Annotated in this window: 9 protein-coding genes; 3 read left to right on the top strand and 6 right to left on the bottom strand. The window is 69.8% G+C overall.

Annotated elements, in window-relative coordinates:
• Nucleotides 1-6: 6 nt before the first annotated feature.
• The gene (locus H504_RS0118170) at nucleotides 7-1,059 is read right to left on the bottom strand and encodes a hypothetical protein (RefSeq protein WP_026423931.1); all 1,053 of its coding nucleotides are present in this window, start codon (nucleotides 1,057-1,059) and stop codon (nucleotides 7-9) included.
• Nucleotides 1,049-1,708, bottom strand: coding sequence for an HAD family hydrolase (locus H504_RS0118165; protein WP_026423930.1), 660 nt, complete (start codon nucleotides 1,706-1,708; stop codon nucleotides 1,049-1,051). Before H504_RS0118165 ends, H504_RS0118170 begins: the two co-directional genes overlap by 11 nt.
• 34 nt (nucleotides 1,709-1,742) lie before the next feature.
• Between H504_RS0118165 and H504_RS0118160 the strand changes: the two genes are divergently transcribed.
• Nucleotides 1,743-2,450 (top strand): class I SAM-dependent methyltransferase, encoded by a 708-nt coding sequence (locus H504_RS0118160; RefSeq protein WP_026423929.1) that lies wholly within the window; start codon nucleotides 1,743-1,745, stop codon nucleotides 2,448-2,450.
• A gap of 8 nt (nucleotides 2,451-2,458) precedes the next feature.
• Here the strand turns inward: H504_RS0118160 and H504_RS0118155 are convergent, their stop codons facing one another.
• Both H504_RS0118155 and H504_RS0118150 read right to left on the bottom strand, forming a co-directional pair.
• Nucleotides 2,459-8,419 carry a WD40 domain-containing protein gene (locus tag H504_RS0118155; RefSeq protein WP_211239354.1) on the bottom strand — a complete coding sequence of 1,987 codons (5,961 nt, stop codon included), beginning with the start codon at nucleotides 8,417-8,419 and terminating at the stop codon, nucleotides 2,459-2,461.
• 149 nt (nucleotides 8,420-8,568) lie between these two features.
• Nucleotides 8,569-9,303: a hypothetical protein gene (locus H504_RS0118150; RefSeq protein WP_026423927.1), complete on the bottom strand. Its 735-nt coding sequence runs from the start codon at nucleotides 9,301-9,303 to the stop codon at nucleotides 8,569-8,571.
• 216 nt (nucleotides 9,304-9,519) lie between these two features.
• Between H504_RS0118150 and H504_RS0118145 the strand changes: the two genes are divergently transcribed.
• Nucleotides 9,520-10,701 carry an ArsB/NhaD family transporter gene (locus H504_RS0118145; RefSeq protein ID WP_211239353.1) on the top strand — a complete coding sequence of 394 codons (1,182 nt, stop codon included), beginning with the start codon at nucleotides 9,520-9,522 and terminating at the stop codon, nucleotides 10,699-10,701.
• Between the two features lie 158 nt (nucleotides 10,702-10,859).
• Here H504_RS0118145 and H504_RS35780 read toward each other — a convergent pair whose 3' ends face one another.
• Nucleotides 10,860-11,522 (bottom strand): hypothetical protein, encoded by a 663-nt coding sequence (locus tag H504_RS35780; RefSeq protein WP_035304793.1) that lies wholly within the window; start codon nucleotides 11,520-11,522, stop codon nucleotides 10,860-10,862.
• A 129-nt stretch (nucleotides 11,523-11,651) separates the two neighbouring features.
• Here H504_RS35780 and H504_RS0118135 point away from each other — a divergent pair, with 129 nt between their 5' ends.
• Complete coding sequence (locus tag H504_RS0118135; protein WP_026423925.1) at nucleotides 11,652-11,960, top strand: DUF6191 domain-containing protein; 309 nt, start codon at nucleotides 11,652-11,654, stop codon at nucleotides 11,958-11,960.
• 46 nt (nucleotides 11,961-12,006) lie between these two features.
• Here H504_RS0118135 and H504_RS0118130 read toward each other — a convergent pair whose 3' ends face one another.
• Nucleotides 12,007-15,009 (bottom strand): DPP IV N-terminal domain-containing protein, encoded by a 3,003-nt coding sequence (locus H504_RS0118130; RefSeq protein WP_026423924.1) that lies wholly within the window; start codon nucleotides 15,007-15,009, stop codon nucleotides 12,007-12,009.
• Between the last annotated feature and the right edge of the window lie 62 nt (nucleotides 15,010-15,071).

The raw sequence follows: 15,071 nt of genomic DNA, 5'->3' as shown, positions 1-15,071 counted from the left end.
GGGGAGCTAGGGGGTTTTGGGGGTGGGGGTGGCGGGGGGTTGGCGGTGGTCGAGGGTGCGGCGGAGGGTGGTGAGGTAGGTGCGGAAGGAGGCGCTGTCTTGGAGTTGGGCGGCGCGCCAGTGGGTGAGGTTGGTGGGGGTTATGGGGCGGGTGGTGAGGGTGGTGAGGTGATCTATGAGGTCTTGGTCGGTGTGCGTGGAGTCGAACAGGGTTTTGTGGGGGGAGATTTCGAACTTTCGCATGAGGTCCATGCGGAGGGTGGAGTAGATGAACGAGTCCTTGGCGAAACGGTAGGACTCGGGGAGTTCCATTTGGGTGGAGCGGGGGCTGTGGTACCAGGATATGTACACAGCCTGGTCGAACATCACGTATCGATAGACCGCCGTGTCGTCGTTGTACAGGATCTCGATGTTGCACATTTTGCGGCAGTCGAACAGGGAGACCAGGTTCATCAGGAGTTCGTCTTCGAGGTCTCGTTCGATCTGGTCGATGGGTTGTCCCTGTGACTTCAGCCAGGAGGCGCGGTCGGCGGCGCGGCGGCTGATGGCGCGGCGGTTGGCGGGGTTGATCATGGCGACGCGTATTTGCTGGGGGTGGTGGCGGGCGGCGAGGAGGCGGGCGGCCACATAGCGGGCGCTGGGGCCGTAGAAGGCGAAGAAGACCGTTTCCTCCAGGTCGGCCGTCATGTCGGTGTTGTAGTCGTCGCCGAAGGTGGTGGTGGGGTTGAGGCCTTCGTAGTGTTTGGCGGGGAGGAAGAGGCGGTTGGTGCGGGCCATGCTCTCCGTCAGGCGGTCGCCGAGTTCGTCGAGGCTTTCGGCGATGGTGTCCTGGGTGTGGCGGTCCTGGATCCAATTGGCCAAGCCGGCGAACATCAGCGCGAAGACGACGCTGGCGAACATGTTCACGCCGATCGACGACAGGATGTCGCGGGCGTCGAGGGAATGGCCGAACATGGTCAGGATGAGGCTGACGAGCAGTGCCATCACGCACGCGGTGATGAACGAGTAGCGGACGAGGGTGCGGCGGAGGCTGCGCGCCGTGGGGCGGTCACGCGTCATGGTTCTCCCCGAGTGCCCACTGAACCGCCTCCGGTAGCGTCGCCGCGACCGGTACACCCAGCGACGTGGCCCTGGTCTGGCTCACCAGCGGCTGCGACGGGTGGTACAGCAGCACCGACACACCGCAGGCCTTCGCGGCCTCGACGTCGTCGAGGCTGTCGCCGACAACCAGGACTGTTTGGTCTCTTAGCGCGGTGAGGTGCCTGCGCAGGTGCGGTTCCTTGCGGTGGGACTCGTCTGAGCGCATACCGTCCACTCGGTCGAAGAAGCCTGCGATGACCTGGAACTGCGGCAGCCGTACCAGCCGGTTGTGCGGGTACATCGACAACAGCGACTGCGTCCGTCCAGCATCCCGCCAAGCCGTCAACGCTGCCACCGCCTGAGAGTGCAATGTGGCTTGCGCCAGCAGAGCTGCGTAAGAGAACTGGAAATGTGTGTCCAGGCTCAACTGCTCTTGCGAGCTAAGAGTCTTCCCGGCCAGACGGTCATAGAACTGCGGGATGGGACGGGTGAAGTGTTCGCGGTAACCGTCCACGGTCACCTTGGGCAGCCCCGCGCGCGCGAACGCGGCCATGGTGGCTTGCACGAGGGCGTCACCGTCGTCGAGCAGGGTTCCGTTCCAGTCCCACACGATGTGGTCAAACCGCACCGCGACCTCCCCGGGTCTCTGCGATCATGGCCGGGTGCGGCGAGCGCAGGCCAGGGCCACGGCGGCGAACCAGCGCGGTTACGCGGGCGGCGAGGTCGCGGGCTACCTGCGCGACCCGTACCACCGGCTGCGCGTCGGTCTCGCGCTCGACCTGCTCGGCGCGCACCTGCCCGGCGGCTCCACCGTGGTCGACCTCGGCGCGGGCGGCGGCGAGGTCTGCGCGCTGATCGCGGACCGGGGCCTCAACCCGATCGCGGCCGATGTCGTCGCGCTCGACACCGGGTTCCCCGGGCTCCGGTTGGACGTGGGCGAGGTGCTGCCGTTCCGCGACGGCGCGCTGGACGGGATCTTCGCCGGGGAGATCATCGAGCACGTCTACGACCCGGCCCTGCTGCTGCGCGAGTGCCACCGGGTGCTGCGGCCGGGTGGCGTGCTGGTGCTGACCACGCCGAACCTGGCCCCGCTGCAGGACCGGCTGCGGTTCCTGACCGGTCGGGCGCCGCGCCAGGTCAACCCGTTCCACGAGTACCTGCACCTGCACATCCGGCCGTTCACCTACCCCCTGCTGGCGACCGGGCTGCGGCTGGCCGGGCTGGTGCCGAGCAGGCCACGGTCCAACCAGGTCGTCTGGCGCACCCGGTTCGGCGAGCTGCGCTCCGCCTGGCTGGCGCGGCGGCTGCCCACCCTGGGCGGCTCGCTGGTGGTCGCCGCCATCCGCCCGCTGCGGCCCCGGCCGGGCTGACCCCGCGCTCAGAACGGCTCCTCGGGCGGTACCGCGTGCACCTCGCGCAGGACCGCGTCCAGCTCCCCCACCTCGAACCGGCACAGGCCGACGGCGTGCCAGAACTCGCCCGCGGTGGCGCCGTCGACCTTGTACCGGCCGTCCGGGGTGACCGCCGCCCACGCCTCGGGCAGGCCGATCATGGTCAGCCTTGGCAGCCGGATCGTGGTGTCGCCGAGGGGTGTGGTGGCGTCGAGCGTGGTGTCCCAGAGTCGGGTGGTGCCGTCGGCGGCGCCGCTGGCCAGGGTCCGGCCGTCCGGGCTGAACGCGAGCGACAGGACGCGCCGGGTGTGGCCGGACAGGGTCGCCAGCAGCTCCCCCGCCGTGTTCCACAGGTAGATCACCGCGTCGTCGCCCGCCGCGGCGAGGATGGTGCCGTCGGGGCTGAACGCGCCCGTCCACAGCCTGCCGCGCTGGGCGGTGAGCTCGAGCAGCCGGGTGCCGTCGGAGACCCGCCACAACACGGCCTTGCCGTCGTTGCTGACGCTGGCGAGGGTCTGGCCGTCCGGGCTGAAGCGGACGTCGTAGACGCGGTCGGTGTGGCCGTCGAAGACGGCGAGGCAGTCGCCGGTGTGCGCGTCGAACAGGCGCACTTTGCTGTCATCGCAGCCGGTGGCGACCCGGGACCCGTCCGGGCTGAACATGATCGACCGGACCCGGCCGCGGTGTTCGCGCAGCACCAGGGTCTCCCGACCGGTCGCCTGCCACCACAGCCGGACGGAGTCGTCGTCGTTGGCGGTGGCCAGCACCTCGCCGTCCGGGGCGAACGCGCTGGCCCACACGTATTCGGTCTCCACGTCGAGTTCCTGGTCGGCGCGCCAGGTGTTCAACTGCCACAGGTGGACGCCGCCGTCGTTGCTCGCGGTGGCCAGCAGCGGTTTGACCGGGTTGAACACGGCACCGGTGAGCTGGTCGTCGCGGCCGGTCAAGACACGAACTTGGCGCCCGGTGGTGGGGTCCCACAGCCGCACCACGCCGTCGTTGCCCGTGGCAGCGAGCAGGTCGCCCGCGGGGTTGAAGTACACCTGCGTCACGCGGCGACCGTGGCCGTGCAGCTCATGGCGCAGCCTTCCGCTGACCGGGTCCCAGAGCCGGACGGCGCTGTCGCGGCCGGTTGTGGCCAACTGGGAGGAGTCCGCGCGGAACGCCAACGGCCACACGGCACCTCTATGTGCCAAGACCTCATGGGTCTCTTGTCCCGTCGTGGTGTCCCACACGCGGAGCGTGCCGTCGCTGTCTCCACTGGCCAGCGTGCGGCCGTCTGGGCTGAACGCGAGGTGGTACACCGCCGTCGCGTGCCGGTGCTGCAAAGCGTTGAAGGTGGGCTTGCCTTCGGCCGGGAGTGTCCACAAGCGCACCGAGCCGACCGTGTCGCCGCTGGCCAGTAGCTTGCCGTTGGGGTGGAACACGGCGGAGTAGACGTGCCCGGTGTGACCGTCGAGTCGATGGACCTCGATACCGGTTTCGACGTCCCACAGCCGCAGTCCCGCGTGGCGACCACCGGCCGCGAGCAGCCGACCATCCGGGCTGAACGCGGCCGTGTAAATCGGCGCGGGTGTCTCCAACCGGTACTTCTCCTCGCCCGAGGCAAGATCCCAGACACGCACCACGCCGGCCTCGTCACCACTCGCCAAGAGGCCACCCTGGGGATGGAACGCCAACGCCCAGACACGCTCACCCAGCGCCGGGAACCGGAAGCGCAGGTCGCCGCTGGGTACGTCGCGCACGTAGGTCTCGCCGCTGCCATCTCCGTAGGCGACGGTCGAACCGTCCGGTGCGACGCGCAGCGGCCAGATCTGGGGGACGTGGTCGGTGATCACCGCGCCGGGCACCCCGGTCGCCGGGTCCCAGAACCGGACCGAACCGTCGGCCGAGGCGGTGACCAGGGCGGCGGCCCCGAAATCGACCGCGTAGACCCGGTCGAGGTGCCCGCTGAGGGTGCGCAGCGGCAGGCCCTTCTCCGGGTCGACCAGCAGCACACCGCCGTCGCCGCTGCCGACCGCGAGCAGCGAACCGTCCGGGTTGTACGCCAGCGGACGCGGCAACCGGCCGTCCTCGAACCCGAACTGCACGCCGACCCCGGCGGGCCGCAACCCGGTCAGAACGGGCTGACCAGGGGAGATCGCGGCGCCCGCGAGTTCGGGCGCGTCAGCCAAACCCGGGTCGGCGACCACGTTGATCAGCGCCGCGCGGGCCCACGTGCTGCGGGTGAGCACGGTTCCGCGCAGGTCGGTCTCCAGCAGCCGGGCTCCGGTCAGGTCGGCCTCGGTGAGGTCAGCGTCGCGCAGCACGGCCTGGTCGAGCCGGACACGGTGCAGGCGGGCGCCGCGCAGCACGGCGCGGGAGAGCTTGGTGCCGATCAGCAGCGCGTCGGTGAGGTCGGCGCCGGACAGGTCGACGCCGCTGAAGTCGCGGTGCGAGAGGTCCTCGCCACGCAGCACCGCGTCGCGCAGGTCGGTCTTGGCCGGGGTGCGCAACCGCTTGCCGATCTTGAGGGCGTTCGCGTCGGACACCGGGTCACCCGCGGGCCGGTCCGCCCACTCGGCCAGCCGCCGCGGCTCGGCCAGGTCGCAGAGGAAGTCCACGGTGAGCTGGGAGAGCTTGCGGCGGCCGAGCAGCGCGGGGCGGGCACCCGGGGTGTCGAGCTGCCGGGCGATCTCCTTGGCCACCAGCCACTCCATCACGGAGCTGTGGATGAAGCCGAACATCTCGTCGTCGGTGCGCACCAGGAGGCTGCCCGCGCCGATGGCGTGCGTGGCCTGCGGCGGCGACAGCGGCGTGTCAGCCAGCCCAGTGAGCGCCTCCGCGACCTCGGCGACGTCGTCGAGGCGCAGCAGCACGTCGTTGGACTCCCAGACCCGCAGCGCCAATGTGGTCACCGCGAACCAGAGCTCGTCGACCGACAGGCCCGCGGGGGCGCCCGCGGTGTGCGCGCGCTCGTACTCGTGGTCCAGCCAGGACCGCAGGATCTCCTGGTAGAGCCCGGCGGCGCTGATCGAGTCGCGGGCGGCGACGGCGGCCAGCCGCTCCGGGGCCAGCCCGGCGACGAAGCTGAGCATCCGCGGGTTGCGGGACAGGCCGCCGAGGTCCTCGACCCGGTCGATCAGCTCGACCCGCTCCCGGGCGGCGGCCTCGTCGGCGCCGAACCGGTTGAGCAGGTAGGCGCCGATCTGCTGCGGGGTGAAGTCCTCCAGCAGCAGGATCCGCCGCTGGGCCAGCACGCCGACCCGCTGGCCCAGCGCGGTGTGCACCTGGGCGTCGTTCTGGAAGTGCTGGGTGCGGCCGGTGACCACGATCTTGGCCCGGTCCTCGGCCGCGGCCAGCAACGTGGTCAGGTGCTCGGCGGCGCGGTCGTAGCTGACCCGGCTGGCCAGCTCGTCGAACCCGTCGAACAGCAGCACGACCCGACCCTGCCGCAGCAGGTAGCGGAAGGCGCGCAGGTCGATGCGGGACTCGCCGTGGTTGGCCAGGTGCGCGGCGACCAGGCCGTCGACGCTGTGTGCCTTGTCCAACGCGTGCAGCTCGATCAGGATCGGGATGACGCCGGGCAGCTTGGTGGGCAGGGTCATCGCGAGCTTGCGCATGGCGAACGTCTTGCCGCGACCGAAGTCGCCCATGAGCAGCACGAACCGGCCCTCGTCCGCGGAGAGCAGGTCGACCAGTTCGCCCACCACGTCCTCGCGCACGGCCACGTCCGATGACGTGGTCCCGGCGGTCTCGCGGAACCGTTGCGGCACATAGAGTTCTGGCGGGTACACGCGGTCTTGCCGTAGGCGGTCGGTTTGGGCGGCCACGTACTCGCGCAGGTCCAGCAGGCCTTGGAACTCGGTGAAGCTGCGCACTCTTACCCCGTCGCGCAGGGCTTCCGCGCGCAACGTGATGCCGGGGTGCTTGCCCTGGTAGACGAGTTCGGACGTGAGTTCTTCGCCGTTGCGCTGACGAACCCGGACCAAGGCGGCGACATCGCTCGCGGTCGGCTCGCCCACCTGGGCGGCGATGAGGAACTGCGGCACCAGGTCGCCATCGGGGTAGCTGACCCGCAGGACCGGTGGCCTGCCGGGCAGCCGCCGCACCCGGGCGCCGGGGTGGCGGACCTCGACGATCTCGGTGATCCGGCGCAGCAACTGGTCGACCGGGCTCTCCGACGGCTCCTCCACGACCCGTTCGCGCCGCACCTGCGGTCCGGTGTCGGCGTTGAAGGTTCGCGATGCGGCGTGCCAGCGCTGTCGGGTCTGTGCGACGCGCTGGAGGCTGTCGTGGTGCGGCAAGGACCAACTGTCCAGACCGTCTCGGGTGAGGTGCAGCAGGCGGGTTTCACCGGGCGGCGGTAGGACTGTCAGGCCGGACGGCAAGGTTGCGCTGTCTGTGCCGGTTGGGCCGTCACCCGCGAGGAGCAGGTTGAGATAACCGCCGAGGGTCGCGTCCAGCTCGTCCGTGTCTGCCAGCGCCCAACGGGTTTTCGCGGCTGCGGGTGTGTGGCTGGGGGTGTGGCCGACGACGCCGAGGCGGAGATAGCCGGCGTCGACGAACGGGGTGAGGGCGTTGGCGAACCAGTCGAGTTGCTCGGGGCCGAGCTTGCCGGGCTCGTCCAGGTTCAGGTGGGTGTGGGTGACCGTGGAGTTGAGGCGGGCCACCACGACCTTGAGGTCCGGCAACTCGATGAGCGACCACGGCTGGCTGGCGTCGAACACGGCACCATTAACGCCGTTTACTCCCGCGTAGAGCTCGTTGTGCAGGCGCTGGAAGTGCCGCCACTTGCGGAAGTACGGCGGTTCGGGGGCGAGGCCGTCGGCGCGGCAGTCGGCGAAGTACGCCTCGCACGCCGGTGCGGTGATGTCGCCGCTGCCCGGCACGATCATCAGCCGGTTGGCTTCGACGCCGAGCAGTGAGCGCAGACCGGTGAGGAAGCTCAACGCCTGGTCGAACTGTTCGCGCGTACCGGAGTCGGTGAGGCTACCGGCGACAATGACCAGTTCCGGTGCTGGCAGACCTGCCTCGTCGAGGTGGGCCAGTCCCCCGTCCAGTCCGGCAAGTCGCTCTACCGGGCCGCTGCCATCGGCGCCGAAGCGCGGTCCAGCCATATAGAGGACACCGAGTTGATGGCGCGTGTTGGCCGTTGGTGCTGTCTTGGGCGGGTACGTGATTTGCTGGCGTGGCGCGGGAATGGCGTCCTTAACAGGTGAACCGGGGAAGCGTGGGTTGTCGCCCGCCTTGGCACGACCGGTAAGCGCGTGTTCGAGCCTGCCCAACAACCGGTCCTTAGCGAGGGCGGGGTCATCGATGCCGACAAGGTCCACGAACGTGATGGGGGCAAGCAGTCCCTGTGGGAACACGTTCTCCACGCGCACCGGTAGCAGCAGCTTGGTCTCCGGCCGGTCGTGCGCGGCCTGCAACGCCGCCATCCACTCCAGCCTGCCGTAGCGGGACTCCAGGTAGTTGCTGGACAACACGGCGATGACGGCGGACGCCTCGCGGATACCACGGTCGATGAAGTCCAGGAAGTGCGTGCCCGGTACGAAGTCCCACGTCTGGATCATCACGTCGTAGCCCGCGGCCTCCAACTCGTGGGCGATCCAGGTGGCCCACTCCTCGTCGCGCAGCGAGTAGCTGATGAAGAAGTCGACCGGGCCGGACCGGGGTGGCCGCGGACCACGGACCGCCGCGCGGGGACCGGGCACCCGCGCGGGCGCCAACTCGGTGACCGGCACCGCCAACGCGGCCGCGAGCAGCGTGATCTCGTCGGCGGACGCCTCGCGCGCGCCGGACTCGATGGCGATGATGGCGGCGGCGTCCAATGAGCCCACTGCCGAGCCCGCAGAGTGCACCGCGTTGACCCGCGCGCACGCAGCGGCGAGGTCGGTGACCGCCCAGCCGCGCCCGGCCCTGGCCCGGCCGACCCGCTCCGCCAGTTCCGACTCGACCTCGGGCACCGGGCCTCCCACGGGTGGACGGTGTTCGGCGGGTCCGCACGGGATCGACTGCGTGGCCGCCCTGTCCGGCTATTCTCCGCCGGAACCGGGCGAAGAATGGCTGTTCAGCCTACCCGTCGCTTTTCCGCCAACGGATCCCCCGATCGGGGTCACACCGAAGGGTGCGGTGCCGAAAGGTGTGGTGCCGAGAGGTGTGGTGCGAACAGCGCGGTACCGAACAACGTGGTGCAGGTGCCGTGCGGGCTCATCCCGTACACGGCGAGTCCGGGCAGCACCCCGCTGAACTCGGCGGCGGGTGGCAGGTCCGCGAGGTCGACGGGGAACTCCGGGTCGATCGGCCAGGCCAGGGTGACGTGCGGGTTGAACCGGTCGGTCGCACCGCCGTCCCACGACTCGGTGATCTCGTCGTACCCGAACCGGGTGAGCTGGCCGCGTCGCGCCGGGTCCTGCGCCGGGTCCGCGATGAGCTCGGCGATCCGCTCCCCCGCCGGGTCGGTCTCGCGGAGCCTGCCGCGGCGCAGCGGCTCCACGCTCGCGACGACCGCGCGCTGCAACTCGATCCAGGCGCTGGACTTGCGGAAGTACAGCTCCGGCGCCCCAACCGGGTTGTGCCGGTAGAACTCACCCTCCGCGACAAGGGCGGGCAACTCCGCGGCGAGACGGCGGGTGGCGGTCACGACCTCGGGGACCTCGGTGCGGTCGACCGCGAGCATGAACAGCGACACGTGCGGCTCACACGGCCCACCTGTGCCCATCGGATCGCCGAGCCGGAACCAGGACGGGCTGCCCTGCTCGCGCATTCGCGCGGTAAGCCTGTCGCTGAGGGTTATAGCCGCGCTGTTCAGCTCGGGCGGCAGGATAGCGACGATGTCGACCGTCTCCATGGGGCTCTCTTTCCGCCGGGAGGGGAAACGCGGCCAGAGTAGTGCCGAGATCGGGCAGCGCACAGCGGTTCGGGGGTGGTCACAATCGCCAGTTCCCGCCTTGGTGGCCCGGATTACTGCATTCGTGGGACAGCCCTGTGGGAGGTCGTCGTGGGAGATCACGGTGACCGATGGGCCATCCCGGTGATGTCGGACCCGTGTGGCAGCATGACGCGCATGTCCAACGGCTCGCGCAGACTCCACCTGTTGGACTGGATAGCGCTGGGGCTGCTGCTCGTCGGCGTCGTCTGCGTGCTCGCGGGCGCTCTCCCGGTGTCGGACGCGAGCGCGACCGTCAAGCGGCTCGTCCCGCTGCTGCTGTTCCTCGGCACCGTCATCATCCTGGCCGAGTTGACCGCGGCGGCCGAGGTGTTCGACGTGGTCGCCACGCGGTTGTCCATTCTGGCCCGTGGGCACTACGCGGTGCTGTTCCTGCTGTGCGTCGCTCTTGCCGCGGGCACGACGATGGGCCTGAACCTGGACACCACCGCGGTGCTGCTGACACCGGTGCTGTTGGCACTGGCCACCAAACTCGCCGTGGAACCCTTACCGCTCGCGATGACAACGGTGTGGTTGGCGAACACGGCGAGCCTGCTGCTGCCGGTGTCCAACCTGACCAACCTGCTCGCGGCGAACCGGGTCGCGCTGGCGCCCGCCGCGTTCGCGGGCCGGATGTGGTTGCCGCAATTGGTCTCGATCGTGGTGACCGGGGTGTTCCTGTGGGTCTTCTACTGGCGCCGCGGCGGCTCCGAGTACTCGGTGCCGGTCCGGCATGAGCCTGCCGACCGGGTGCTGTTCCGGATCGCCGGGGTCGCGGTGCTGCTGTTCGTGGCGGGAATCCTGGTCGGGGTGCCGATCGGGATCGCGTCCTCGGCGGCGGCGGGCCTGCTGGTGATCGCGTTCGCCGCGCGCCGCCGGTCCACGCTGCGCTGGGCACTGCTGCCGTGGCGGCTGCTGGTGTTCGTGATCGGCCTGTTCCTGGTGGTCGAGACGATCAACCGGCACGGCCTTGCCGACTTGGTGCACGCGCTGATCGGGTCGTCGGACGGCGCGGCGGGTGCGGCGCGCGCGGCGGGCACCGGGGCGGCGCTGTCGAACCTGGTGAACAACCTGCCCGCGTATGTGGCGGGGGAATCCGTTGTGCCAGTGGGCAACCACAACCAGTTGCTGGCGCTGCTCGTCGGCACCAACGTCGGTCCGATCATCACGCCGTGGGCGTCACTGGCGACACTGCTGTGGTACGAGCGGTGCACAGCAAGTGGAGTACGCGTACCGATGAAGCGTTTCGTGTGGACGAGCGCGGGCCTCGCGGTGACAGCACTGACCGCGACCGTTGCCGCGTTGTTGGTGACGAGCTAGTGGCTCGACCCAGGGGGTTGGTTGGGTATCGGCCTGTCCACGGCGTTCCTGGCAAGGCGCCGCAACGGCCTCGTACTGGACGTACTTGGGCGTTTCGGCAACGCGGCCAGGGACGTCGTGGGCAGGTCGAGACCCGGCCAACCCCCTGGGTCGAGCCACTAAGTACCGCTGACGGGATGGGTGAGTGCGGTCAGCACGGTCTTGGCCGCTTTGACAGTCTCGTCGCGCGCGCAAACCTGACGGCGTACTCGGTGGCTCTTGGTGTGTAGGCCACCGAGGGAGAGGTCGGTGGCGTCGGGCACCATGACGCCGAGAGCGACTGTGGCGACCATGTCCTCGGTGTCGGGGACGATCGTCTCGTGGAAGACCCCGGCGGGCAGCGCGTACCGGTCACCCGCGCGGTGCGTGGTGGTCGCCACCGCCCGCGTGCGGACCAATCGATCGGTGGCCTCGATCGTGTCGCCCTCGGCGTCGCTGTTCACCCGGAACACCCGGTGCGTCGGCCGGGGACCGTCGTCGACGGCCAGGGTCTGGTTGCGCAGCCAGCCGACCAGGACCCAGCTCAGCAGTTCCCAACTGTGGCAGTGCGTCGGCGACGTCGTCGGCGGCGCCAGCCCCCGCGCGGGCTGCCACAGGTGCACGCACACACCCTCGGCGCCGTCGCGGACCACCGGCAGGCAGACGAACCCGAGCGGGTGCCGCACCGCGGACACCGGCAGGTCACCCGCGACGACCCCGTCCAGCGCCGCGCACGCCCAGCCGACCACCCGCTCGGCCGCACCGCGCTCGATCGCCCCGGACAGCTCGGCATAAAGCGTCATGGCAACGCCCCGGAGTTAGGCTCAAGGTGCGGAAAAGCCTAGCAACGCCCCGCCGCCCCCCGGAAGATCACCGACCGGATGTCCACGTTCTGTCCGGAACCCACGGGCACGCCCGGACGTTGACCGACCGTGGACACCCTGGAGACCGTCCTGACGCTGAGCGTCCCCGCGTCCAGCATCGGCCTGGTCGTCGCCGGGGTGTACGAACTGCGCCGCCAACGCCGCAAGGGCGGCACCGGCGCCCCGGTCACCGCGACCTACGTCAACGAGTTCACCGCCATCTTCTACGGCAGCAAACGCACCCAGCTCGACCACCGCGACTCCACCTCCCTGCTGCGCGACGACCAACACCAGGGCGACAAACCCTGGCCGGACGACCTCACCCAGGGCATCGTCCTGGAGCGCCGACCACGCCCGCCGGGAGACGCCCAGGCATGACGATGAGTGGGACACCAGCCGGTGTCCCACTCATCGCGTCAACGCCTTACTTGCGGAACGGGGCCGTCAGGTCCTCGACGGTGTGCGGGGTGCCGTTCTTGAGCACCCAGCGCACGTTGCTGAGGGTGTTGATGTCCTTGGAGGGGTCTCCGTTGACGATGAGGAGGTCGGCGAGTTTGCCGGTCTCCACGCTGCCCAGGTCCTTCTCCACGCCGAGTTGGCGGGCGGGCAGGAGGGTGGCGCTCTGCAGGACCTGGAACGGGGTCACGCCGTACTTGGCCATGGCGCGGAGGTTCCACTGCAGGGCGAGGGCGGTGACGTCCAGCGGGGCGTCGGTGCCCGCGAGGACCGAGCCGCCCGCGGCCAGGAGGTTCTTGATGACCTCGACGTCCCGTTTGGCGCCCGCGGCGTTGCCGTCGAGGAAACCGCAGGGGCCGGTGCCGAGGGCGCAGAGGACCTTGGCGTGCAGGGTGGCCTTGTCCTGCGTGGTGAACAGGGCGGCCACCCTGGGGTCGTTCTCCATCGCCGGGTCGTCGGCCAGGACCGAGGCGGCGCTGAACAGGGTGGTGCTGAACGGGAAGTGGCCCTGCGCGTTGAGCTGGATGACGTCGTTGTAGGGCCCGTGCACCGAGGACTCGCGGGAGAACCCGAAGCCCCACTTGGTGGGACCGTACAGGTGTTCCTTCATGTCGACGCCGTTGCCGATGCCCGGGTACAGGTAGTGCGACGTGGTGTTGACGCCCTGCTTGTGGGCGAACGCGGTCACCTGCGCCTGGAAGTCGGCGTCGAACCGGACGTAGGTCTTGACCAGGTCGTAGTCCAGGTCGTGGACCCGGGTGAGCTCCAGGTCGAGCTGCTTCTGGTCGCGGACCGGGCGGGCGAACTCCCAACTGAACCGGGTGCCCTCCAGCATCTCGCCGGTCATGAAGAACCGGGGGCCGACGCGGGCGCCGGAGGCCAGCGACTCGCGGTCCTCGACGCCCCGGTACACCTCGTCGCCGGTCGAGCGGGTGGAGGTGATGCCGTAGCTCAGCAGCAGCCTGCCCTGCCGGTCGCCGAAGATCTTCGACTTCATCTGCTGGTGGTTGTGGATGTCCCACAGGCCGGGGGTGACCGTCTGGCCGCTCGCGTCGATGACCTGCCAGCCGGTGGTGTCCCTGCCGTCCTGGTGCGGCTCGATCGACTGGATCCGGTCGCCGACCACCAGGATGTCCACATTGGACTTGGGTTCGGCGTTGCGGCCGTCCCACAGCCTGCCCGCGTGGATGAGCACCTTGGTGGTGGGGACCTGCTGGGTGTAGGTGAGCTTGGGCGTGACGTCGGTGGGTTTGCCGCCGGTCACCGGCACCGTGCGCAGGTTCCCGTTGTGCAGGTACAGGATCGTCTTCGAGTCGCCGGACCAGCTCGGCGCGTCGCTGGCCTCGCTGGTGAGGCGCCTGGCGCGACCGGTCGGGGTGCCGTCCGGGCCGACCGGCAGCACGTTGATCACGCTGTCCATCGAGAAGGCCAGCCAGTGCCCGTCCGGGGAGAAGATCGGGCCGTCGTCGCCGCGGGTGGACACCGAGTCCCACGGGGCGGGGTCGACGGTGCGCGCCTTGCCGGTGGCCACGTCGACCAGCTCGATCAGGTTGCGGTCGTTGCCGGACACCGCCAGCGCCAACGTCTTCCCGTCGGCCGACCAGCTCACCTTGCCGGGCACGCTGAACGCGCCGCCGCCGAGCACCTTGGTGACCTTGCCGGACGCGATGTCCACGGTCAGCGTCTGGTACTTCTCGTCCTGGAAGGCGATCACCTTGCCGTCCGGCGAGAACGCGGCGCCCACCTCGGCCCCGTCCAGCGAGGTCACCCGCTGCTCCTTCCGGGTGGCCAGGTCCAGCACGTAGATGTCCTCGGTGCCCGCCTTGTCCGACGAGTACGCGAGTTTCGCGCCGTCCCGCGACCACGCGGGGTCGATCTCGTAGTACGAGTCGTCGGTGACCTTCTTCGGGGTACCGCCCAGCGGCGACACCCACAGGTCGTTGAGCGCCTTGAACGCGACCGACTTGCCGTCCGGCGAGAGCTGCGGCCCGACGATCCCCTTGGCCTGCTGGGGTTTCGTCGAGTCGAAGTCGCGGACCTTCGGCGGGTACTTGTCCCGGTGCAGCGCGAAGGTCGCCTTGAACGGGACGTCGCGGGACTGGCCGCTGGTCGCGTTGGACACGACGATCTTGCCGTTGGCGCCGTAGAGGATATCGGTCGGCGAGGTCCAGCGGGCCGGGAACGGGAACACGTCGTCGTAGGTGCCGACCTGGTGCGACGCGCCCGCGGTCCACGCCCACAGGGTGCTGCCCCTTTGGCCGGATTGCAGGTACGACAACGACTTCCCGTCGGTCGACCACGACGGCGTGCTGATGAACGCCTGCTGCGAGCCCTGGACCAGCGTGGTCACCTTGCCGGACGCGATGTCCACCGACTCGATCGTGTTGCCCTGGGTGTACGCGATCTGCTTGCCGTCCGGTGACCACGCGGGCTGCGACTCGTCGGTCTTGGCGGTGGTGATCCGGTGCAGCGAGCCGCCGCGCACGTCGACCGTCCAGATGTCCTCGGTGCCGGAACGGGTCGAGGAGAACGCGATCTGCTTGCCGTCGGGCGACCAGGACGGGTACGTGTCGTCGTACTCGCCGCTGGTCAACGCGCAGGTGGACTTGCCGTCCGGGCTGATCAGCCGGACGTGGAACATGCCGTCGGCGAAGGACTGGAAGGCGATCTGCCTGCCGTCCGGCGACCAGGACGGCCAGTACGGTTCGAGCCGGTTGTCGCCGATGGCGGTCGCGGTGCCGCCGTCGCGGGGCACGGTGAACAACTGCCCCTGCAGGTCCATCACGATCGTGCCGTCCTTCGGCGACGCGGACGGCGCGATGTTCGTGCCCTCGGCGACGGTGACGTTGACGGTCTCGGTGCTGGTGGTCGGCGCGGAAGCGGGGTCCGCCTGGGCGGTGGTGATCGGCAGCACGGCGAGGATGGACACCAGTGCCGCGGCCCCCACCCGGCGGGGGTTCGCTGAGGTCATGTCGCTCCTAGACGCGCTCGGCGCACCGGTACCCGAGCGGGTACCGGTGCGCCGAGCTGTTC

Source organism: Actinokineospora inagensis DSM 44258, from assembly GCF_000482865.1.
GTDB classification, from domain to species: Bacteria; Actinomycetota; Actinomycetes; order Mycobacteriales; family Pseudonocardiaceae; genus Actinokineospora; species Actinokineospora inagensis.
Note: the sequence above shows the minus strand (reverse complement) of the source record. Positions and strands in the feature narration are given on the sequence as shown.

What these genes read in the sequence shown, in the direction of transcription:
- H504_RS0118170 (WP_026423931.1), bottom strand. Translation starts at nt 1,059, where the DNA reads ATGACGCGTGACCGCCCCACGGCGCGCAGCCTCCGCCGCACCCTCGTC.
- H504_RS0118150 (WP_026423927.1), bottom strand. Translation starts at nt 9,303, where the DNA reads ATGGAGACGGTCGACATCGTCGCTATCCTGCCGCCCGAGCTGAACAGC.
- H504_RS0118145 (WP_211239353.1), top strand. Translation starts at nt 9,520, where the DNA reads ATGTCCAACGGCTCGCGCAGACTCCACCTGTTGGACTGGATAGCGCTG.
- H504_RS35780 (WP_035304793.1), bottom strand. Translation starts at nt 11,522, where the DNA reads ATGACGCTTTATGCCGAGCTGTCCGGGGCGATCGAGCGCGGTGCGGCC.
- H504_RS0118130 (WP_026423924.1), bottom strand. Translation starts at nt 15,009, where the DNA reads ATGACCTCAGCGAACCCCCGCCGGGTGGGGGCCGCGGCACTGGTGTCC.